Source organism: Halolamina salina (assembly GCF_054653455.1).
This window is the reverse complement of the sequence record NZ_BAAIGE010000002.1, coordinates 214,466-233,130: the sequence shown is the minus strand read 5'-3', so window position 1 is coordinate 233,130 and position 18,665 is coordinate 214,466. Positions and strand designations below refer to the sequence as shown.

At 63.0% G+C, this 18,665-nt stretch carries 32 protein-coding genes and 1 tRNA gene; 9 read left to right on the top strand and 24 right to left on the bottom strand.

Annotated features, from left to right (window positions below; all coding sequences use genetic code 11):
- Positions 1–130 precede the first annotated feature (130 nt).
- The 5 genes from ACYQZ5_RS01610 (at position 131) to ACYQZ5_RS01590 (ending at position 3,590) form a co-directional block, all read left to right on the top strand.
- The gene (locus ACYQZ5_RS01610) at positions 131–913 is read left to right on the top strand and encodes a DUF7847 domain-containing protein (protein WP_379730481.1); all 783 of its coding nucleotides are present in this window, start codon (positions 131–133) and stop codon (positions 911–913) included.
- Between the two features lie 106 nt (positions 914–1,019).
- Positions 1,020–1,092, top strand: a tRNA-Pro gene (locus ACYQZ5_RS01605).
- Positions 1,093–1,376: 284 nt separating this feature from the next.
- Positions 1,377–1,814 carry a hypothetical protein gene (locus ACYQZ5_RS01600; RefSeq protein WP_379730482.1) on the top strand — a complete coding sequence of 146 codons (438 nt, stop codon included), beginning with the start codon at positions 1,377–1,379 and terminating at the stop codon, positions 1,812–1,814.
- 205 nt (positions 1,815–2,019) lie between these two features.
- Positions 2,020–2,415, top strand: coding sequence for a hypothetical protein (locus ACYQZ5_RS01595; RefSeq protein ID WP_379730483.1), 396 nt, complete (start codon positions 2,020–2,022; stop codon positions 2,413–2,415).
- Positions 2,416–3,026: 611 nt separating this feature from the next.
- Positions 3,027–3,590 carry a CPBP family intramembrane glutamic endopeptidase gene (locus ACYQZ5_RS01590; RefSeq protein WP_379818904.1) on the top strand — a complete coding sequence of 188 codons (564 nt, stop codon included), beginning with the start codon at positions 3,027–3,029 and terminating at the stop codon, positions 3,588–3,590.
- Positions 3,591–3,670: 80 nt separating this feature from the next.
- Here ACYQZ5_RS01590 and ACYQZ5_RS01585 read toward each other — a convergent pair whose 3' ends face one another.
- From ACYQZ5_RS01585 to ACYQZ5_RS01525, 13 genes are all read right to left on the bottom strand, one after another.
- Positions 3,671–3,913, bottom strand: a complete 243-nt coding sequence (locus ACYQZ5_RS01585; RefSeq protein WP_379730485.1) for a hypothetical protein — start codon at positions 3,911–3,913, stop codon at positions 3,671–3,673.
- Positions 3,906–4,109, bottom strand: coding sequence for a hypothetical protein (locus ACYQZ5_RS01580; RefSeq protein WP_379730486.1), 204 nt, complete (start codon positions 4,107–4,109; stop codon positions 3,906–3,908). Before ACYQZ5_RS01580 ends, ACYQZ5_RS01585 begins: the two co-directional genes overlap by 8 nt.
- The gene (locus ACYQZ5_RS01575; protein ID WP_379730487.1) at positions 4,106–4,684 is read right to left on the bottom strand and encodes a hypothetical protein; all 579 of its coding nucleotides are present in this window, start codon (positions 4,682–4,684) and stop codon (positions 4,106–4,108) included. The genes ACYQZ5_RS01580 and ACYQZ5_RS01575 overlap by 4 nt, the downstream gene beginning before the upstream one ends.
- A complete protein-coding gene (locus tag ACYQZ5_RS01570; RefSeq protein ID WP_379730488.1) occupies positions 4,684–5,250 on the bottom strand; it encodes a hypothetical protein in 567 nt (188 codons plus the stop codon). The genes ACYQZ5_RS01575 and ACYQZ5_RS01570 overlap by 1 nt, the downstream gene beginning before the upstream one ends.
- Positions 5,251–5,316: 66 nt before the next feature.
- Positions 5,317–5,727 carry a hypothetical protein gene (locus ACYQZ5_RS01565; protein WP_379730489.1) on the bottom strand — a complete coding sequence of 137 codons (411 nt, stop codon included), beginning with the start codon at positions 5,725–5,727 and terminating at the stop codon, positions 5,317–5,319.
- A 1-nt stretch (position 5,728) separates the two neighbouring features.
- Positions 5,729–6,328, bottom strand: coding sequence for a hypothetical protein (locus ACYQZ5_RS01560; RefSeq protein WP_379730490.1), 600 nt, complete (start codon positions 6,326–6,328; stop codon positions 5,729–5,731).
- Positions 6,328–6,723, bottom strand: a complete 396-nt coding sequence (locus tag ACYQZ5_RS01555; RefSeq protein WP_379730491.1) for a hypothetical protein — start codon at positions 6,721–6,723, stop codon at positions 6,328–6,330. The genes ACYQZ5_RS01560 and ACYQZ5_RS01555 overlap by 1 nt, the downstream gene beginning before the upstream one ends.
- Positions 6,723–7,079, bottom strand: coding sequence for a hypothetical protein (locus ACYQZ5_RS01550; protein WP_379730492.1), 357 nt, complete (start codon positions 7,077–7,079; stop codon positions 6,723–6,725). Before ACYQZ5_RS01550 ends, ACYQZ5_RS01555 begins: the two co-directional genes overlap by 1 nt.
- Positions 7,069–7,203: a hypothetical protein gene (locus tag ACYQZ5_RS01545; protein WP_379730493.1), complete on the bottom strand. Its 135-nt coding sequence runs from the start codon at positions 7,201–7,203 to the stop codon at positions 7,069–7,071. Before ACYQZ5_RS01545 ends, ACYQZ5_RS01550 begins: the two co-directional genes overlap by 11 nt.
- Positions 7,196–7,420 (bottom strand): hypothetical protein, encoded by a 225-nt coding sequence (locus ACYQZ5_RS01540; RefSeq protein ID WP_379730494.1) that lies wholly within the window; start codon positions 7,418–7,420, stop codon positions 7,196–7,198. Before ACYQZ5_RS01540 ends, ACYQZ5_RS01545 begins: the two co-directional genes overlap by 8 nt.
- Complete coding sequence (locus ACYQZ5_RS01535; protein WP_379730495.1) at positions 7,421–8,155, bottom strand: hypothetical protein; 735 nt, start codon at positions 8,153–8,155, stop codon at positions 7,421–7,423.
- A gap of 2 nt (positions 8,156–8,157) precedes the next feature.
- The gene (locus ACYQZ5_RS01530; RefSeq protein ID WP_379730496.1) at positions 8,158–8,631 is read right to left on the bottom strand and encodes a hypothetical protein; all 474 of its coding nucleotides are present in this window, start codon (positions 8,629–8,631) and stop codon (positions 8,158–8,160) included.
- 3 nt (positions 8,632–8,634) lie between these two features.
- Positions 8,635–8,925 carry a hypothetical protein gene (locus ACYQZ5_RS01525; protein ID WP_379730497.1) on the bottom strand — a complete coding sequence of 97 codons (291 nt, stop codon included), beginning with the start codon at positions 8,923–8,925 and terminating at the stop codon, positions 8,635–8,637.
- A gap of 167 nt (positions 8,926–9,092) precedes the next feature.
- On the opposite strand from ACYQZ5_RS01525, the gene ACYQZ5_RS01520 reads away from it, so the two are divergent.
- A complete protein-coding gene (locus ACYQZ5_RS01520) occupies positions 9,093–9,509 on the top strand; it encodes a group I intron-associated PD-(D/E)XK endonuclease (RefSeq protein WP_379730498.1) in 417 nt (138 codons plus the stop codon).
- Positions 9,510–9,761: 252 nt separating this feature from the next.
- On the opposite strand, the gene ACYQZ5_RS01515 is transcribed toward ACYQZ5_RS01520, so the two are convergent.
- From ACYQZ5_RS01515 to ACYQZ5_RS01480, 8 genes are read right to left on the bottom strand one after another with little or no spacing between them, the layout of a single operon-like run.
- Complete coding sequence (locus ACYQZ5_RS01515) at positions 9,762–10,547, bottom strand: ATP-binding protein (RefSeq protein WP_379730499.1); 786 nt, start codon at positions 10,545–10,547, stop codon at positions 9,762–9,764.
- A complete protein-coding gene (locus ACYQZ5_RS01510; RefSeq protein WP_379730500.1) occupies positions 10,544–11,083 on the bottom strand; it encodes a hypothetical protein in 540 nt (179 codons plus the stop codon). The genes ACYQZ5_RS01515 and ACYQZ5_RS01510 overlap by 4 nt, the downstream gene beginning before the upstream one ends.
- Positions 11,083–11,679: a hypothetical protein gene (locus ACYQZ5_RS01505; RefSeq protein ID WP_379730501.1), complete on the bottom strand. Its 597-nt coding sequence runs from the start codon at positions 11,677–11,679 to the stop codon at positions 11,083–11,085. The genes ACYQZ5_RS01510 and ACYQZ5_RS01505 overlap by 1 nt, the downstream gene beginning before the upstream one ends.
- A complete protein-coding gene (locus ACYQZ5_RS01500; protein ID WP_379730502.1) occupies positions 11,679–12,311 on the bottom strand; it encodes a hypothetical protein in 633 nt (210 codons plus the stop codon). Before ACYQZ5_RS01500 ends, ACYQZ5_RS01505 begins: the two co-directional genes overlap by 1 nt.
- Positions 12,308–13,168, bottom strand: a complete 861-nt coding sequence (locus tag ACYQZ5_RS01495; protein ID WP_379730503.1) for a hypothetical protein — start codon at positions 13,166–13,168, stop codon at positions 12,308–12,310. The genes ACYQZ5_RS01500 and ACYQZ5_RS01495 overlap by 4 nt, the downstream gene beginning before the upstream one ends.
- Positions 13,165–13,368, bottom strand: a complete 204-nt coding sequence (locus tag ACYQZ5_RS01490) for a hypothetical protein (RefSeq protein WP_379730504.1) — start codon at positions 13,366–13,368, stop codon at positions 13,165–13,167. Before ACYQZ5_RS01490 ends, ACYQZ5_RS01495 begins: the two co-directional genes overlap by 4 nt.
- The gene (locus ACYQZ5_RS01485; protein WP_379730505.1) at positions 13,368–13,559 is read right to left on the bottom strand and encodes an AbrB/MazE/SpoVT family DNA-binding domain-containing protein; all 192 of its coding nucleotides are present in this window, start codon (positions 13,557–13,559) and stop codon (positions 13,368–13,370) included. Before ACYQZ5_RS01485 ends, ACYQZ5_RS01490 begins: the two co-directional genes overlap by 1 nt.
- Positions 13,552–13,788, bottom strand: a complete 237-nt coding sequence (locus ACYQZ5_RS01480; RefSeq protein ID WP_379730506.1) for a hypothetical protein — start codon at positions 13,786–13,788, stop codon at positions 13,552–13,554. Before ACYQZ5_RS01480 ends, ACYQZ5_RS01485 begins: the two co-directional genes overlap by 8 nt.
- Positions 13,789–13,890: 102 nt before the next feature.
- On the opposite strand from ACYQZ5_RS01480, the gene ACYQZ5_RS01475 reads away from it, so the two are divergent.
- From ACYQZ5_RS01475 to ACYQZ5_RS01465, 3 genes are all read left to right on the top strand, one after another.
- Entirely contained in the window at positions 13,891–14,133 is a 243-nt protein-coding gene (locus tag ACYQZ5_RS01475; protein WP_379730507.1) for an AbrB/MazE/SpoVT family DNA-binding domain-containing protein, read from the top strand.
- A 213-nt stretch (positions 14,134–14,346) separates the two neighbouring features.
- Positions 14,347–14,934 (top strand): tyrosine-type recombinase/integrase, encoded by a 588-nt coding sequence (locus ACYQZ5_RS01470; RefSeq protein ID WP_459844893.1) that lies wholly within the window; start codon positions 14,347–14,349, stop codon positions 14,932–14,934.
- Positions 14,935–15,010: 76 nt separating this feature from the next.
- Positions 15,011–16,504, top strand: coding sequence for a restriction endonuclease (locus ACYQZ5_RS01465; protein ID WP_379730509.1), 1,494 nt, complete (start codon positions 15,011–15,013; stop codon positions 16,502–16,504).
- Here ACYQZ5_RS01465 and ACYQZ5_RS01460 read toward each other — a convergent pair.
- The 3 genes from ACYQZ5_RS01460 to ACYQZ5_RS01450 all read right to left on the bottom strand — a co-directional run bounded on the left by ACYQZ5_RS01460 (position 16,501) and on the right by ACYQZ5_RS01450 (position 18,544).
- Positions 16,501–17,709, bottom strand: a complete 1,209-nt coding sequence (locus ACYQZ5_RS01460; protein ID WP_379730510.1) for a DNA-methyltransferase — start codon at positions 17,707–17,709, stop codon at positions 16,501–16,503. The genes ACYQZ5_RS01465 and ACYQZ5_RS01460 overlap by 4 nt on opposite strands.
- Before the next feature lie 46 nt (positions 17,710–17,755).
- Positions 17,756–18,127, bottom strand: a complete 372-nt coding sequence (locus ACYQZ5_RS01455; protein ID WP_379730521.1) for a winged helix-turn-helix domain-containing protein — start codon at positions 18,125–18,127, stop codon at positions 17,756–17,758.
- Between the two features lie 129 nt (positions 18,128–18,256).
- Positions 18,257–18,544, bottom strand: a complete 288-nt coding sequence (locus tag ACYQZ5_RS01450; protein ID WP_379730511.1) for a hypothetical protein — start codon at positions 18,542–18,544, stop codon at positions 18,257–18,259.
- Positions 18,545–18,665: the final 121 nt, after the last annotated feature.

The following is an 18,665-nucleotide window of genomic DNA, read 5'->3' as shown; positions in this document are numbered from 1 at the left end:
ATGTGCGCCTACATAAGTAACTCCGTGCTCCGGCCCACCCCCTCGCTCCGGGAACTGCGTCGATCGACCCCGCCGGTGGTAGAAATCCGCTATCAAAAATATTTTTAATTAACTCTCGCGAGGGGCAGACATGTCCCTGAACATCGGTGATGCCCTCTCAAGCGGCGCGGAGAAGCTAACGACGACAGGCGGGATCCAACTCGGCGTGATCTACGTCCTGCTCCAGTTGCTCACCGTCCTCGGCACGAACTCGGCGGTGACCTCGGTCGCGCCGCCGGCCGGCACCTCGGGAACGGCGACGACCACGCTGTCGCTCCCGATCGGGGCGGCCGGCGGCGCCGCGCTGGCGACGCTCGGCGCGATCCTCAACGTCGCGTTCACGATCGTCGCCCTGCGGGCGCTGAACCACGACGCCACCGACCTCGGCTCGATCCCCGGCGGCGTCACCGACGACATGCTGAAGACCTGGGTGTTCCTCGTTGTCGCGCTGATCGTGCAGGGGATCGCGGTCGCGATCGGCTTCGTCGCGCTGTTCATCCCGGGGCTGTTCCTGCTGGTCAGCCTGATCTTCACGCAGGTGTACGTCGCCGTCGAGGGCGAAGGGCCGTTCGAGGCGCTCTCCTCCAGTTGGTCGCTCGCGAAGGGGAACCGCTTCCCGCTGTTCGGCCTCGGGATCGTGATCTTCGTCATCAGCCTGCTGGCGAGCATCCCGACGGGGATCCTGACGGTGTTCAGCCCGGTCGCCGGGACGCTGCTCACCTACGTGGTCTCCGGGTTCGTGAGCATCTTCTCCCTCGCCGTCCTGATCGACGCCTACCAGCAGCTCGAAGGCGGATCCTCGGCGACGACGACCGAGACGGACGACGACGATGTGGAGCGACTCGACGACGACTCCGGCTTCGACTACGCCTGATCGACGCGCCGGGCGCCGTCGAGTGGGGCTTCCGGGCTTCGGGTTTCGGTCGACGGCGCTGAAAGATGGCAACTCTTAACCTCGCCGGGTGCCTCGTTTCGCCTGCGGGCCGGTGGGGTAGCTTGGTATCCTTCGGCCTTCGGGTGGCCGTAACCGCGATTCGAATTCGCGCCGGCCCACTACCCCCTTATACTCTTTGCAGGGTTCTCTGATAGGTAGCGGCCGTTCTGCGGGGTGTTCCGCATGAGCGTCGAGAGCGGACTGGCGTTCAACTCACCGCCGATCTGCGACTACTGCGGCGGCTACATCCTCGACACCGATCAGAAGTGTCCCGCGCAGGACGACGCGAGGTGTTCGCCATGAGGTTCTGTCCGGACTGCGGAACACGTCTCGAACCTCAGCGCCGACGAGGAAGCGCTATCACTCGCCGTGTCTGCCCGGAGTGCAACGGAGGTGAGCAGCGTTGAGCGCCGACCGCGTTCCGCCGTCGACGGACCATCCCGCTCCCGGCGAGCGGCTCGACTTCGACGAGATCGCCGGGAGCGACCAGACGAGCTGGGCGCGCGCCGATCCGGAGGCCGCCCTCATCGAGAGCACGGGCCGGTACGGTTACCGAGTGACGCTGCCGGACGGCGACGCTCACCTCGTCGCCGTCGCTCGCGAGCACGGCGAGCACGTCGGCACCTGCGACTGCGAGGGGTGGGAGTACAACGACGGGCCGTGTGCCCATCTTTGCACGGTCAGGAAAGCCGCATTCGCCGGCGTCGAGGATGTCGAGGGCGATTCCGTCATGATCCCTCGCGTCGACCTCGACGCCCACAGCACCGATGAGCGAGCCGTCGCCGACGGTGGCTTCGTCGATCAAGCGCAGCGCACCGACGCCACGGGGGGCCGCCGATGAACGCGGTCCCTCGCGGCCGCCCCGGTCACCGACGCCAGCGCCGGCGGCCTCGCACGCACGCGGCAATCGCGGGCGCCCGCGTGAGTCTCGCAGAGACAGGGGGAGGGGTGTCATACATACTGCACTGCAACCCCCGGAACCTCACCCCATCTGGTGATTTCGGCGCGTCATGCGAAACCGCACCGCGTCATACGGAGGTGGCCTGATGGGACGGATGGAGTCCGACGAGACCGACACCAAGCGCGTCACGGTCCGCGTGCCCGAGAACGTAGTCGAGGCGTACGAGGAGTCGCTCGACGACGACACGAACCGCAGCGAGGACCTGCGGGCCTACATGCGACAGCAGGCCAAGCATCCGGCCGCCGACGGGGGTCTCACTCCGCCGGGTGACGACGAAACGCTTGCATCGGCCTACAGCGTGCTCCAACGGGCTGCTGGGGACGCGCCGCTCCCGGTCGACGAAGCGAAGAGTCTGATCGCCGCCCAGACGAACATCCCGAAGAGCAGCGTCTCCCGGCGCGCGCTGAAGCCGCTCCGAGATCGAGGCTACGTCCGGCGCTGTGGCGACCCGATCAACCGCCCCATGCTGGAGGTACGGTGATGGGACGAACGACGATGAAATGCCTCGCGTGCGGCAACACGGAGGAAACGATCGAAGAACACCAGCACCACCTCGCAGCCGCCGATCACCCGGACAAAGGCGAAGTCTGGGTGTAGGTGGCTATCGACTCTATTGAAACCTATTTTGGACACAATTGCGGTGAAACAGCCGTTCGATAGGTGTGCGAATGTATCAAGCCAGTAGTGGGTTCCGAAGTGACCAGCAGGTCCCCGCCGGTGGTCGTAGAAGCCAACCGCTCTTCATCCCCTCTCCGAATGTTTTTGATACCATACTGTCAAGACCAGAGATGCATGAGGTCGTCATCGCGCCACCTCCGTTTCATCCTCAGTTTGGTCCCGCTCGTTGCCGTCGTTGCATTCGTGAGCATTGTCGCGGTTGCCTCGGCAACCGCTCACACGGCGACTCTGGGTCCTGAACCGTCGGAATATCCGAATCATCTGTCGGCCCTGCTAAGCCTGCCGTTTATGCTGGTTCTCGTTGTTGGCACGTGGGGCGTACTCCGGTACGAGGGCGTTTCAGCGTCTGCTGTCGGCCTCAGTAGATCGACATTTTTCCCTGCCGTCATCGCGTTCTGCGTCCTCTGGGGATGGATGAGCATCATCGGAGTGGGGTATCTTGTCGTCACGGGAGCGACCGCACAACTGGGATTTGCCTTCGATATGCCGTGGTACTGGGTGCCGATCTGGTTTCTGCTCACACTCACCGTCTCGAACGGGCTCACCGAGGAGTTCGTCTTTCGGGGATACGTGCAGAACAAGTGTACTGGTCTTGCGAGTTCTCGCTCGCATAGGTTATCCGTCGCAATCGGAATCCTCGGTGGAGCCGTCTTATTCGGCGTCGCACATATTCCCGTCGGGCTACTACTGGAGGGGGCCTCTCCGACGGCGATTCCATGGATTATCCTGGCGAACCTGATTCCGGGAATCACCTATGGTATCATCTACTATCTGACGCAGAACGTGTGGTATGCGGGTTTCGTCCACGGGTTCGGCAATGCCCCGGTGGTTCCCTTCGATCCGTCCGCAGTACCGTCTTTTATCCCGGTTGCCGCAGTCTCTGGGCTCCTCATCGCGCTTGGATACAGATTCATGGGAGGAGACACACATCCAGTGACAATCGACACTCAAAATCAGCCTTCTAAATCAGCGGAGTGATAAGGAACGTTACGTATACCCCCCTGTACTTACTGATACGCAGTAAAATTTGGTAGCTGCTGAAGGCTACAACTGAGCCACTACTCTTCTTTCACGTCGTCGGCGTCGGCCGCCTCGACGGCCGCGCGCATGGCCTGCTCTCGATCAAGGCCGGGCGGCGGCTGGTAGGGCAGCCGGCCCATCATCGCCCGACCGAAGCCTCGGAGGCGCTCTTGGGCGTAGTAGGCCGGCACGAGCGAGCCCGTCACGACGCCGATCGCGAACATCACCATGTACGGCGTCGACGCTGCCAGCGCCTCGCCGACCGCCGCGAGCTCACTCATCTCTCCCCCCGTTCGGCACTTTCGGCGGTCGGTAGATTCCCTCGCGGCGGAGCACTCGTCGGTTGACTTGGCTCCGCTCCTCGTTGTCGTAGATCGTCTGGCGGGCCTCATGAGCCTCTCGGGCGATGTACGCGACTCCTGTGGCCGTCAGCGCCGACGAGAGCGCGATCACGTACTGAAGGATGGCCTCAATCACGAGATCACCTCCGCCCCCGAGTCCGCGGCCCACGCCACCGCGATCAGGCCGACCACGAGTAGCAGCTTGTCCATCTGCCCGCCGATGTTCAGCGGGTCCGACGGGTCGGGCGTCGATCCGCCCGACGGCAACCACGGTAGCCCGTTGCCACCGTCGTTGTCGTCACTTCCTCCGTCGTCCGGCGTTTCGGGCGGCGTCGAGGTGATGCTCAGGCTCTGTTCCAGCGTGTCGGTCGTCTTTCCTGAGCCGGTCATCTCGACCCATGCCTCAACCGTGTAGTCGCCGCCGTCGTCCGGTACCTCGAACGTCTTCGCCCAGGTGTGGTTCGAGAAGTCGCCGGCGACGCACTTCTCGTTCGTGTAGACGGTTTCGCCCGAGGGAAGTGTGAGACCGGCGCGCATCTTGTAGCCCGCCACTGGGTTGTTGCAGCGATCTCCGTCGAGCGGGTTTATCACGATCGCGCGGTTCTTCACGCGGATCTGAGCCTCGGCCATCTCCCCGGGCTCGACGCTGTCGGGGAGGGCCAGCTCCTTCAGCACGACGTTCCCGCCCTTCGTCGTCGGGAGCGAACCCATTAGCGTCCCCCCATGACCAGCGCACCGATCAGGAGGGCCGCGCCGGCCTTCCCGGCCCGGCCGATCCCCTCGGCGTCGCCCGAGTTGTCACTCCCTGCGGGCGTGTTGTTCGGACTGTCGTTCGCGGAGTCCTCCGGAGCGTTGGTGACCGTTGTGCTGCTCCCGTCCTCTTGGACCACGGTGGTAGTCTCCTCTTCCTCGCCGTCGTTGTCGGTGTCCTCCGAGCCGCCGACGAGTCCGACGCGGTCACCCGTCGAGTCCTCCGACGTGTCCGGGTCGATGACGGTCGTCCCGCCGTCGCTGAGTCCGCCGTTCTGGTCGGTCACCTCCACGCCGTCCGCGTCTTCTCCCGCACCGTCGACCTCGATGTCCTGGTCGTGCCCGGCGACGTTCGCTCGCGCGTCGTTGATGAGGTCACCCTGTGCGAGCGTCTGCTCGTGCTCGTCCTGATCGAACTCGTAGCTGTCCGAGCTCGAGCCGCTGTCGTCGCTGTCGGAGGTTGTGCTACTCCCCCCGCCGGCGTCGACGAGGGGTTCGGAGCTGCCGCCGGCGTCGATCAGCGCCATTAGCTCCCCTCCGCGAGTCGGTTCTCTGCCTGTGCGTCGTCGTTGGTGGTGTCGTCGATCATGGTGTTAGTGGATGTGTTGAACGAGGTGATGGGTCCAGAGCCAGTCCAGCGGCGTGGGGACGCCGAAGGCGTGCTCGGCAACGTCGTCGAGCGCGACGATCGCGCCGACCAGCAGCACGCCCCGCGGGCCGAGCCACGGGTAGCTACTCCAGAACGGGAGCAGCGTCGACGCCAGCGCGATCACGATGCCGGCGAGTGCGAGGGCTGCGCCGGTCTGTGGGTAGAACTTCCAGATGGTCGCGAACGCAAACGACGCCGCCAGCAGCGCCGCAGCGCCCACCCACGGCTCCGCACCCGTCGCGTCATCCCACACGAGTGCGACCGCCAGCAGCGCCAGCAGCAGCCCGAGATAGGCGTGGTGCGGGCCGAACACGGCGCCGTCCGGAACCCGATCGGCGGGGAAGGTCTCGATCATGTTAGAACCACTCGAGATAGTGGAACTCAACAGACCCGTACGCATCGCTGTCGCTCGGGTCCTGTGTGAAACTGCACTCGATTCGGTCGATTCGCTTCCCCTGCTCGAACTCCCCCCACATTGGAGCTGTGTACGTGTTTGAGGAGGAGCCCATTTGCCCGCCGAGGATATTCACATAGTAGCTGTTTGACCCCCCGTTTTCATAGTAGAGGGTCGCGGTTGTTCTCGTCTCACCATTATACGACCCCCCGGAATTCACGAAGATGTAGAGACGCCACGGAACTGCGTTTCCGATTGAGAGGGTCGCCGTGTCACCGTCTCCGCTCACGTTCGTACTGTCGAACCCGCCCCGAATCCCCGCGACTGGGGCGGCAGCAGCCGCTTCGGCATCCGTGTACCGGGAATGATGGTCACTCGAACTGATCCCGGACAGCTTCGAGTGGTCCGTAATCGTCTGCTCGACCCACGCGCTGCCGTCGTAGACAAACGCGCTGTCGCTCCCGGTGTCGTACCACTCCTCGCCCTCCTGCGGGTCTTGGGGTTGCGGGTCCTGCACGTAGTCGAACCCGCCGCCGCCGGAGCCACCGTAGATGCTCACCATCAGGCACCACCTCCGACGAACGATACGATCACACCGTCGCCGGTGTTCGGCGTCCGGACGTAGATGTCGCTGGTGTCGGTGACGCGGAAGCCGCGGCCCTGCCCAGCGGCGGTGAGCGCGATCGCTTGCGTGTCAGAATCGCCGACGTAGACTGTGCCGCTGTTGCCCTGATCGTACTCGACCAGCACCTCCACACCGCCGGGAACGCTCTTGGAGTCGAGTGCCTCCGCGGTGGTTCCGCTCGTCGAGTAGACGAACTGCGTCAGCCCATCCCGATTTCCAAGGAAGTCCCGGATCTTGGCCTGTAGGTCTGCGTTCGCGGCCGGTCTGAAGTCCCCGGCGCGATCGACGACGCCGCGAAGCTTCTCGATCTTCCCGCGAGTGATGAGTCCCATCAGGTGCCCTCCGTGGTCTCGTAGCCCATCGGCAGGATGCTGTAGGTCCGCTGGGCGTCGGATACGTTCTTGATGATTACTGTGAGGCTGCTCCTGAAGCGCTGGCAGGGCACCCACGTCACCGACGAGTCGTCGATGTCGGTGGGCGGGATCGCTGCCGGCCCGTACATTGGAGTGTCGTCGTCGCGGAGTTCGTAGGTGGTCTGGGCCTCCTTTGAGATCGCGACTGCGGCGAGGTGGAACACCGAACTCGACTCCTCGGGCGTGAACTCGACGGTCGCCTTCTTACCCGGCGGTACGGTGACCGTGTACGGGCTGAGGAACGGCGTGTCGTCGGGGTCCGGTTCAGGAATCACGCGGGGCAAAGCCCATCACCTCCTCGTCGGCGGTCTCGGTGTCCGTGTCGACGGCCTCCTTGACGGCCTCTTCGAGCTCGTCGTCGGTCATCTCCGTGACCTCGGCGTCCTCGACCTCAGGCATCGCGCACCTCCACGTACCACGCGATCAGCAGCGTGGTCTGGAGCAGCATCAGCACGAGCATCAGATCCTCGCGGGACCAGCCCGAGCTGGCGATGAACGAGTCGAGATGAGACTCTCCGGACGGGCCGCCCCCAGCGTCGGTGGTCGAGAACGCTTGGTCACCCCCTGTGGTGGATGCGCTCTCGCCGCCGTCCTGTTCGGCGATGAGCCCGGCCATCTATCGCCCCGCGGAGTCCTGCGCGACGGCCGTTTTCAGCCCCTCGATGTCCTCCTTCGTGGCGCGGTACGCGAACCCGAGCAGGGAGTTGGTGGCCTGCTCGTCGGTCCCGTCGCCGCCCACGTCCTTCGCGAACCTCGCCGTGTACGGCGCGTCGACGTACACCTGGAGGCGCCAGTCGGTCGGGATCACCGGCTGGAGCGGCGAGCCGCTGAAGTTGAGCGTGATCGGCTCGCGCGCCGTGTCGCGCATATGGATCAGCCCGATATCGCCCGAGTAGAGCGTCTCCTGTGCCTGCGAACCAGGCGCGGTCTTCTGAACAGCCACCTGCGCCTGTTCGCCCGAAGCGTAGAACACGCCGAGCGTGCTGTCGGCGTTCGCGGGCGTGACGGTGACCGTGTCGTTCTCGAAGTCCCGCGAGTCGATCGGAAGCCGGGAGTCGTTCTCGTAGACGACGACCGGATCGGGGGTCGCGGTGGAGTCGACTGGGTCATGTGAGAGGGTCAGCGTCTCGCTGTTGCCCGCGGTAGCGTCGGCCGTGAACTCCTCGTAGGCCATGATGGCCACGTCGATCGGGACGCCATCCTCGAGCGCGTGGGGGCGGAGTAGCTGGGTCTCGGCGACGAGTTCGTTCGACCCGGCAACGCCCGCCGAGAGGTCGAAGTCCGCCCGCGTGAACTGGTCGCTGTAGGTGTCGGCGTTCCGGAGCTCGTTCAGGATGCGGTCGGAAACCATGTTCAGGCCTCCTGTCGGGTGGTGACGTTGTCCTTGTCGACGTAGATGCGCGAGTTGGACCAGTCGATCTGCTCGCTGGACTCGATCGCGACGGCGGCGATGTCGATGTCCCGGACGACCAGCTCCCGCCCGTTGAGCGAGATGCGGGTCTGCTCGACGTAGTCCTCGTTCTGCTGTTCGGCGATACTCAGCCGGTTGTACGTCCCGATGTTCGCGAGCGACTCCGAGACCGTCTGGGGGCGCTGGAGGTGCGGCGCGTCGTAGACGATCTCGAGGTCGGTGTCCAGCGGGAGGGGGTCGTCGTTGGCGTCCCGGAGGTCCATCTGGAAGGGGATGCCGCCGCCGCGGTTCGACAGCGTGAGCACCATCCCGTCGATGGGCTGGAACTCGAGGATGTTCGTCATCTGCCCCGGGACGTTGGTCTTCTCGGTCGCATCGACCTTCGGCGTGCCGAGGTTGGAGAGGGTTTCAGACATCCGTTAGGCCCCCGCGTTGACGATGGTGCCCTTGACGCCGAACCGTTCAGCGGCCGCGTCGGCGGTGTAGACGCCACCGCCGAGGCTTAGTTCGGTGCTGTACTTTGGCGCGAGCTGGCCGCCGGCGACGACGGCAAGCCCGTAGACCTCGCGCTGGTCGGTAGCATCGGGGACGACCCCACCGAGGAGGTTTTGCAGGACAGTCGGAGCGAAGAAGCCGGCGAGGATCGCCAGCACTCGCTCCCACATGTCGAATTCGATCACCTGTTCGAACGCATCAGCCATCTCTGCCATGCGCTCCTAACTCGGAGGGTGAAACCCTTGAACTGGCCACGAAAGACTGCTGCAGGTGTGCTGTGGCGTGCAGCGGTTCAGCAGTAGAGCTATGTATAGTTCCGGGCCGACCCTGTTGATTCGGTTTGTCCTCTGGATTTATTGTGCCCCAATCAAGTAATGGATCTATGACTCCTGGTGAAGGCTCACGGCAAGGTGAGAAATCAGAATTGGCTGTTGCCTCAGAACTGATGGCGCAAGGGTACGGTGTTTCTTTTCCTTTTGGTCATGATCACCAATACGATCTAATCGTTGACAAAGATGGATCTCTGTATAGAATCCAAGTTAAGACTGCGAAAAACGAGGGAGGCAACAGGTATTACATCCAAGCTAGTGCCGATCACTACGAGGAAGAGTATGTGGATCTCTTAGCAGGATATTCTGAGGCCGAAGAGAGATCATTCTACATCCCGACTGTTGAGGCGTCCGGAAAGAGACAACGTGTGACGTTCACCGACTTAGATCAAATGAGGTCTGACAGAAGCCGACAGACCTCTCACCATATTAGCGACCATACATTCTCAGAAGCTATTAAGAAGATATAAAATCTGTACTACGCCCCATTCCCTCTATTTGCGGAACGGGATTGCATCACAACCTACTACTACAGGATTCACTTGAACCTCCAACGCCATCCGGTGTCATAACTGCGTCGGCCGGATCGAACTGATCCATCATCATACGGATGAGTTCGGCGTTTGAGGGTTCGGCGCCGCCACGGAGTTCACAGACGCGCTCGCGGGTATCTTGGAAGCGTTCAGAGTCCGCTCCTTGGAGGGTCGCTTGGGTACGTGGCATTAGTTCGGGTCGTGAATGGGGTGGCCTTCGGGGCCGTAGTGGGTGGTCTCCATGCTCAGATCGCGAGTGTCGCGGCGTTCCATCTCGCCCTTGTTGTTCGAGTAGACCCACTCAGAGCCGATCGTCGAGCCGTTCTCCTCGAAGCGCCGGAGTGGGAGGTTCTCGCCGTCGACACGGAGTTCCTCCGGGAGTCGGGCGATGCTCCGAGCCTGCGGGTTGTGTACGTCCTCGGGGTACTCCGGATCGATTTTTCCGCGGTCTCGATCGCCCGAGAAGCCGCCGACGATCCGCTCGTCGCACTGCGAGCCGACTGTCTCGTCGAGTTTTGCGAGGCGCTGGGTGATCCACATGCTTGACGCGCCCTCACCGCGGCCGGTCGTCGCGAGCCCCTCGATCGCGTCGGGGATCTTGCCGGACTGCGGGGCGACGAAGTGGGCCTCGTCGACGCCGGCGAGCGCCGATCGGGACGGTCCGGCGAGGTTCCGGAGGGCTTGGACGGCGCTGGCGGTTACTTCCTGCCACTCCTCGGGTTTGAGTCGGTGCCGGGCGAGCACAACCTTCGGGTTCGACTCGAAGAACGTCTCCCAGTCGTCGACGGACCACGCCTTCTCGCGTTCACCGACGATGTAGTGGTTCGCGAGCCCGGCCTTGACCAGTCCGCGGTACTCGTCCTTGTAGTCGAAGATCGCGACGAGATCGAACTTGGGAAGGTTAGTCTCGAAGAGGAGTTGCGCGTACCAGGACTTCCCCCACCCGGACATCGCCGCGAGCAGGCGCCGGGTCACGCTTCGGCCTCCTCAGTCACTTCCTCCATCGAGCGCCGAACGGCGCGGAAGTTCCCGGCGAAGATGCGCTCGGCTTCCTCTCCGCGCTCCCAGTTGACCACGCGATCTTCGAAGGTCTCGAGATCGACGCCGAAGGTGCGCTTGACGTGGTGCTCGGCGAGGACGCGGTCGTTCCCCTCGGCGCCGTTCTCGCGATAGAACTCGGCCCAGCGCTCGATCTGGTCGGCCCACTCGTCGTCGTCCATCGCGAGGTAGGACTCGGCCTTCTCGGGGTCGTCGAGCAGCGCCGGCGCGACCTGTTCGATCCAGACCTCGTCCACCGAGTCGGTGACGAGCGCCTCGATCAGCCGCTTCAGCGCGGCCTGTCGCTCCTCGACGGTGGGGAGATCGCCCAGCGTCTCGGTGCCGTGGGCTTCCTCCATGCGCTTGGCAGTCGTGAGGAGCTCGTGCTCGGCGCGGGCGAGGACCGAGGTGAGGTTCTCGGTCATCCCGGAGTCGAGCAGTTGGTTCATCATGCGCTGCTTCATGCCGCCCATCACGCCGCGACACCTCCGTTCTCGGCGCCGTCGCCGTTCATCGCTTTGTCCATCAGGCGGCTCACTTGCTTGTCGAGCACGTCGGTCTCGCTCACCAGGCCGTCGCCGACCGAGAGCACGGTGGCCATCAGGAGAGCCTCGTGGGGCTCCATGTCCGAGCCCACCCCCATGTAGTCCATCGTCTCGTTGAAGTGGTGGGCGAGGTCGTACTGCTCGAAGTGGTCGTCCCCCAGCTCTTCGGCGTCCTCGTCACCGAACTTCTCGATCTGCGCGTTCGTGACCGACTGGACGACCGAAACGTAGAGGTTCCCGGCTTTCAGCGGGCTGGCTTCGGTAGCCTCTCCACCGGAAGCGCCGGGGTCGGCGATGTCGCTATCGGCACCTGCCTGTTCGTCCTCGACGTCTTCCTCGTCGACGCCGGCTGCCTCCTCGGCTTCCTCGGGGTCGATATCGTCGAGCCCCTCGGGGATGCTGGCCTGTTCGTCGGGGGCGATGTCGGGCTGGTCGCTACCACCCTCTTCACCCCCTTCGGAGGCCCCCTCTTGGCTGGTCTCTACCTCGCTCTCGTCGTCCGGTTTGGGTTGGTCGTCGGGCATCAGTCGATCAGGCCTCCAGTCTCGCCGTCGCTACCACCCTCCGAGGCCCCCTCGGAGGGGTCTTCGCTACCCCCTTCGTCGCTGGTCCCCATCGCGTTCTCTGCTGTCGGTTCTCCATCGTCGCTGGTGACGAGCAGCACGACCAGCAGCGCGAGGGCAGCGATACCGACCACGACCCACATCGACTGGCCGGCGATGAGGGCGGTCGCGCCCCCTGCTGCCGCTGCACCAGTCCCTGCAGAGGGGTTCGAACCCCCCTCTGACCCCCCCTCGTCGCTGGTCCCCGTCTCCTTCTCGTCTGTCGGTTCTTGCTGGTCGTCGTTGGTCTGGTTCTCGTACTCGGCGTCGGTTGCCATCGTACCCCCTTCAGAGGGGCCTTCAGACCCCCCTTCGTCGCTGGTCTCTTTCCCCTCTGCTGGCTGGTCGTCGTCGGAAGGGTCGGAAACAGCGCCGTCCCCTGATTCGTCTCCCCCCGATGGGTCCCCTTCGGGCTGGTCGTTCTGGGCCTCGATCTGGTCTTTCAACTCCGACCAGTCGTGATCGGGGTCGGTCGACCCGTTGATGTGGCCCCTCACCGAGTCGAGGTTGCCGGTGTGTTCGCACCAGTCGACCGGGCACTCGTACTCGCTCATGCGTCGGCCTCCTCAACGTGGCCCTTGGCGTCGTGTGCGTCACGGCCAGTCGCTTGGAGCTCGTCGCTGAGTTCTTCGAGGCGCTCGAACTCCATCGGTTCCTGTCCGTGGTTAGCCCGGATCGCGTTGATCGCCGCTGCGGCCTGCTCGGCGTTGGCCTTCGCGTCGACGGCGTCGGAGAGTTCCTGATCGAGGCGGCTGACGCCGGCCTTGTACCCCTGCCACGCCCGGCCGAGGGCGCCCAAGGCTTCCCCGGAGATTTCCTCCTCGGCAGCACGAGGTTCGTCCGAGAGCAGCGCGGAGACTTCGTCGTCGTCCATCCCACAGCTCTCGCGGAGGAACTCACAGGCCTCAGGATCGCCGTGTTCGCAGTGATCCCGAGCGTGGTCGCACTGCTCGCCGGCGGCCTTCTCGGCGCGGGCCGCGGCGTCGCGATCGGGGCCTTCGTTCTCGATCCGGTCGCCGCCGCCAGCCTGCTGGGCCTTTGGGAGCACGGAGTTCCGGTGCTCGTCGACGGTGAGTTCCGGACCGTACCACGCTTCCCAGTCGCTCACCCCGTTATCGCGGAGAAGTGCTTTCACTGACGCAGCCTTCAGGTAGTTGTTCTCCTCGACGAACGGGCCGACGCGGTTCTTCTCGCCGTCGGTGAGTTCTGCCTGCCCAGCCCCTTCCTCACGCTCGGCGCGGCCGGTCTGGGCGCCGGCCTCGAGCTGATCGCGAACGTGGTCGGGGGTGTCGTCGACGAACGCGACGGTCTTGAGCCGGCGATCGTCGTCGACGGGGCAGACGTACTCCCCGTGTTCGTCGCGGGCGGCGTCGGCGCCGCCCTTCGTCCCGAACTCGATCTCGAAGCTCACCGAGCACCTCCGTCCGGAAGTAGGAGTGCGTCTCGGTGGCTCGTCTCGTCGAGTCCGTCCCACGCTGGGAGCTTCCACTCCGGCGCGGGGTAGCGGAGGTCGGGCGTCGAGAGGATGCTGCACAGGCGGACCAGCGCTTGGTGCTCGACTTCGGTCTCGGCTTGAAGGGCGAGCACGTCGCCGCTCTCGTGGGTGTGCATCAGGCCACCTCCGGCCCACCCTGCCCGGGCGGGATGAACGTTGGCCGGTCGGCGTCCTTCTGGTCGCTCCAGAACACGTCGTCGCCCTTCTCGATCCCGTAGCGGTCGACGATGGCCTTCGGGATGCCCACGGTGAGGCTCCCGCCACGTTCGAGGACCTTCCGCGAGCCCGCGTAGCCGTCGTCAGACATCGTCGGCCTCGCGGGCGGCGTTGAGCGCCGACTGTGGTGCGTCGTCGTTCGTCAGCTCCTCGTCTGGCTCCCAGTCGCCGACGGCGTCACCCTCGCCGACGTACTCCGGCCCGTCGTCGGTGACCTGGAAGACGTGGCTGCCGACTTCCCGGCCGGTCGCGTCGGTGGCTGGAACGACGAGGAAGGTTCGTTGTTCGCCCTGGTGCTTGCGGTGTACCGTTGTTGCCATGCGGTCGGCTGTCGGGGAGCGAGCTATTCGGCGATGAGGGAACCTGATACAGACGTTGATACTCGCGTAGGTATTTTACCGATCTACTCGCAAAGAAGAATCGTGGCGACGAAATCTCGGCCCAGCCGGACGGCGGCTGAAGCGAAGACTGGTAGCGACTCCGACGTGGTCCCGCTCGGTCAGCGGACCCTCGGCACCAACGACGGTACCTTCACCGTCTCACTCCCCAAGCAGATGGTCGAACGCCTCGGCATGGAGAAAGGCGACAGCCTCGAGCTTGGCTACGATGCCGAGGCCGACGAGTTCCGGATTCGGGAGGCGGAGAACTTCGAGGGATGGGACTGATGGACTTTTGCCCGCTCCACGAGATCGAGTACATCAACACCGACGACGAGTGCCCCCTGTGCGCTCGGGCGCCGTCGACGGCCGCTTCCGAGAATCGGGGGAGAGTCGGAAACTGATGACCCGATCACCCCCTGAATCGGCGCCGATTCACCCCCGATCGGCGGCGATCGACCGAGGAAACCTTCCGGGAAGCGGGCAAGGAGGAAGGTAGCCATGATGACCGAGGAGTACGACGACAAGGACGGTCGGCGGGTGTGGCTCAGTCGGTCCGAGGTCGAGCAGCTACTCGGCGTCGCCGACGACCCGCTACGGAAGGTCGCGTTCCGGCTCGGCGCCGAAGTGGGGCTCCGGTCTCACGAGGTCGTCGAAGTTCGGCCCGAGCACGTCGTCGACGGCGGGGAGGCCGGACAGATGCTGGTCGTGCCGGAGGGAAAGGGCGAGAAGTACCGCGAGGCGCCGATTCCCGACTCGCTGGCGGATACTGTGGACGCCGCGGCGAGCTTCGGCGGCGTCGACGACGACGAGGTCCTAGTTGATCGATCGACACGCTCGGTCCGGAACTGGGTCGAGGGCGCTCGCGAGGAGCTGGCCTCGGCAACCGGCGAGGATCGCTGGGAGCACCTGACGTTTCACGACCTGCGGCGGACGTGGGCGGGGCAGCTCGCGAACGCCGACGTGGACGAGACTGTGGCGCTGCGTTGGGGCGGGTGGAACGATCTCGATACGTTCCTGAACCACTACCGCGGCGAAGCGACGGAGAAGGCGCAGGCGAGGGAGCGTGGGAAGGTAGAGTGGCTCTAACCTCTCCGCTATCCGATTTTCTGTTTAGACTATACGTAAGAACTATACTTAGACCCAACAGCTCTGGGTCTAACGAATGGTCCGAAAGGATACCGACCTTCCTTTCGGAGACGCTTTCTCTCCGAACCAGATCGAAGTCGAGGACGGCGAAGACGAGCTACGGGCCGTTCTCGAACTAGCGAAAGAGCACGAATGGGATCCCGAAGCGTTCGACCAAGAGATGCGGGAGCAGTTCTTCTCGACACCCGACCGCGCGAAGAACGTTCGACTCGGGCTCGGGCCAGCGGGATACGATATCGTCGACGAAGACTTCCGATTCACCGAGATCGGTGAGGAGCTCTACGAGCTTCGGGACGATCTTGAGGCGATGTACGATCGGTTCGCGAAGCATATCCTCCAGAACGAGCACGGGCTGAAGGGAATCGAGATCGTCGAGGATCTTCAGGCTCAGGGCCGGCGAACAGTCAACGAGAACGTGAAAGAGGAGTTCCGAGAACAGTACGACTTCCACATCAACGAATCCTCTAACCACTGGTCCCAGATGCGGGCGTGGATGTCGAAGGCCGGTGTGGTGAATTCAGGAACCCACCACTACGACATCGACCGTAGTAGGATCGAGGAGCTGATCGGCGTCGATTCGGAAGATATTCTCGAACTGGACGAACTGGAGGACGAACAGCAGGCGTTTCTTCGGGCTCTGGCGCTCATCGACCCCGACGGTCCGATTAAGAACAGGGTTCCGAAGGCTATCGCGGAGGAGGCCTACGGCGTCGATATTCGGCAGTCTGGCATCAGTAAGCGGATACTCAACCCCCTACAGGAAGCGGGGTATATCGAGTGGGAACACGTCTCCGGGAAGCCGAACCTCGTCACGACGACGGAGAAGTTCGACGCCGAGGTTCTGCGTCCCGTCTTAGAAGACTTGGCAGAGCGTACCGGCATCCCCAGGGCGGTTCTCCGACTCTCGTTCGACGAGATCCAAGAGCAGATGGACGCCGACTCAACTTACGAGCGCGGTGTTGCCCTCGAAACGCTGACTGTGAAAATCGGTCGGCTTCTCGGGCTCGACTTCGCAGGCTGGCGGGTTCGCGGTCGAGAGACAGCAGGATCGGAGGTCGACGTGGTCATGGACGACGTTGGTGTGACGTTCAACCGCTTCCAGATCCAGTGTAAGAACACGAAGGATCAGCTCGAGGCGAAACATATCGCTCGCGAGGTCGGCCTCTCACGGACCCTCCAGACGAACACTATTCTGATGGTCGCCAGAGGGGGCGTCTCCTCGAAGGCAGAGCAGTACGCGAACCGTGTGATGCAGCACGAGAACATCGCCATTCTGTTCATCAGGGGTGACGACCTGGACGAGTTCGACGGGAACGAGGATCACCTCCTGACGACTCTCCGGGGAGAATCCCGCCGGGTGAAGAACCTGAAGCGGCTCGGCCGTGAGGACTTGGTCGACGAGGACGAAGACGAAGAGATGACCGATCGCGAGGAAGAAGCGCTGGAAAAGTACGCCGACCAGATCGAGGACGGCGACGACTCGCAAGAGTCGCTTGACGAGTTCAGTTAGTCGTCGCCGATCTCGGCGAACTCGCCGATGTCGCTCTGTTCATCGTCGAGGGACTGGCGGATCTCCTCCTCGGCCATGAAGCGGAACCGCGAGGTCTCGATGTACTTCTTCTCCTTCTCGAAGCCGAGCCAGTAGCGGCCCTTCTGCTGGGCGATCTGCCCGGTCAGGTTGCTGCCGGCGAAGATGTCGAGCACGACCGGCCGGTCGAGCTCACCTCGGTCCCAGTCGTCGTAGGGGGGGTTCGGCGTCAGGAAGTCGATGAAGAACTCCGGGATCTGACGCGGGAAGCGCGCGGGGTGGGCGTCGAAGCCAAATTCGCGGCACATCTTCAGGTAGTGGGTGTTACTGGCGGTGTTCGACGCCTCAACGAGGTTGTCAGCGGTCGGTCCACCCATACCGAGAATCCGGAGTAGGTCGCCGGCAGATAGATCCTCTGGGTCCTCGCCCGCGACCATCCCGATGAACTCCTCGGCGGAGATCTCGTCGAGCTTTTCGAGCACGTTCCCGGCGGAGAAGCCCTCGATCAGGTTGTCCGGGATCGAGCCCTCGTTCTCGTTCGCGAAGGACTCGGCGTCAATGTCCCACCCGGAACTCCGCTTCCCGTCGTTGTAGTCGCCGGTCTCGATCAGGTCTTTCTGACTGTCGCTGTACTCCTGGAGGACGCGCTGATTGTTCGCTTCGGGACTGGGCTGTTCGCCCTCCTCGACGGCGGAGTCCTTGTTCGCGTCCTTCGAGAGCCACCAGATGTGCGTGACGGCGTCGGTGACGCGGATCTTCCGGACGTTCACCCACTCGATCGGGTTCGGGAGTTTCGCCGGGTTGTACCAGTAGAAGTCCTGCGCGAGGTCGAAGTTGCCCTCCTCGACGAGGCGCGTGATCAGTTTGAACTGGTAGGTCGAGCGCTTGGGCCAGCCCTTCTGGAAGGCGCCGCCAATCTCGATGACGAAGCTCCCGTGGGGCGCGAGAACGCGGTAGACCTCCTCCGCGAACTCCATGAACCAGTCGTTGTACCCCTCCTGATCCTCGTTGCCGTACTCCTTCTTGTGCTGTAGCGCGAAAGGAGGAGACGTGACTACGAGATCGATACAGTCGTCAGGTAGCTCCTTCAGACGTTCTCGGCTATCGCCCTGATAGACCGCTCCGAGCTCCTCGGCGTAGGCGGACTCAGAATCCATCAGGTCGAGGACGGCCGGCTCCTCAGTCATTATACTATCCAGATGCGCCGGCCGTTGTAAGTGAAGTGGTTGCCTCTCAGTCTAAGTGATTCTCTTCAATCAGTTTCTGAAGAGTAATCCCGTCAAGCTTGTAGCACAAGTCTGCGATCTCGCTATCTTCGTTCAACTGATATAGCGAGCTATGCCCATCACTGACATCTCGCGTATGCTTGATCACGCCAAGCCTCTGAAGCGAATCAATGTGGTTGTACACCGTGCTTCGCGAAACTCCCGAAAGGCGAGCAATCTCTGAGATACTAATATCCCTCCCCCTCTCTGAAACAAACGTGCTGATAATCTTCACCCGGGCCGTGTCTCCAAACAGGTACGCAAGTGGCGACTCCTCCGCATAGTGGTCCGTCTCAACAAGAACGTCCTCTTGCTCTTCGTTAGCGTTCTCTGCCATCATCACCTGCATCTATCGCAGCCAGCTACATATAGGTGTTGTATCTACACAACAACCTTGGTGGGTGAGCTCCCGTATATACACCTCCCTGTCACGACAGAGTTGATATAGAGAGCTTATTCTCTAACCCCTCTATTTCACATCGTGATTATATCGGAAAGGAATATTCCCTCCATTCTCTTCCAGAAACTCGACCGCTGCATCTTCGTCACTGATGTGATATGTCTCGGGCTTCATCCGAGCCCAACCAGCGGTGTGATTCCGCACCATCTCTTCGAGGACCTCCTTAGCCTGCCCTCGGTTGTGAACTGCCACAACACAAACGATACCCTCGACAGGCATGTGGCGCTTGCCTGTCACGTCTCGATGCAGAGCCTTCTCCGTCATCCGAACAGCCAACGCAGTTTCAGAGTCGTTCATATCCGATTATTGGATTTGGAGGATAATAAACCTTTTTATTAATCTCAGAACCATTATCTTTGCTACAATTTTGGTCTATCCTGTGGGTTTGGAAACGACGAATAGCCGCCTTTATCGATCT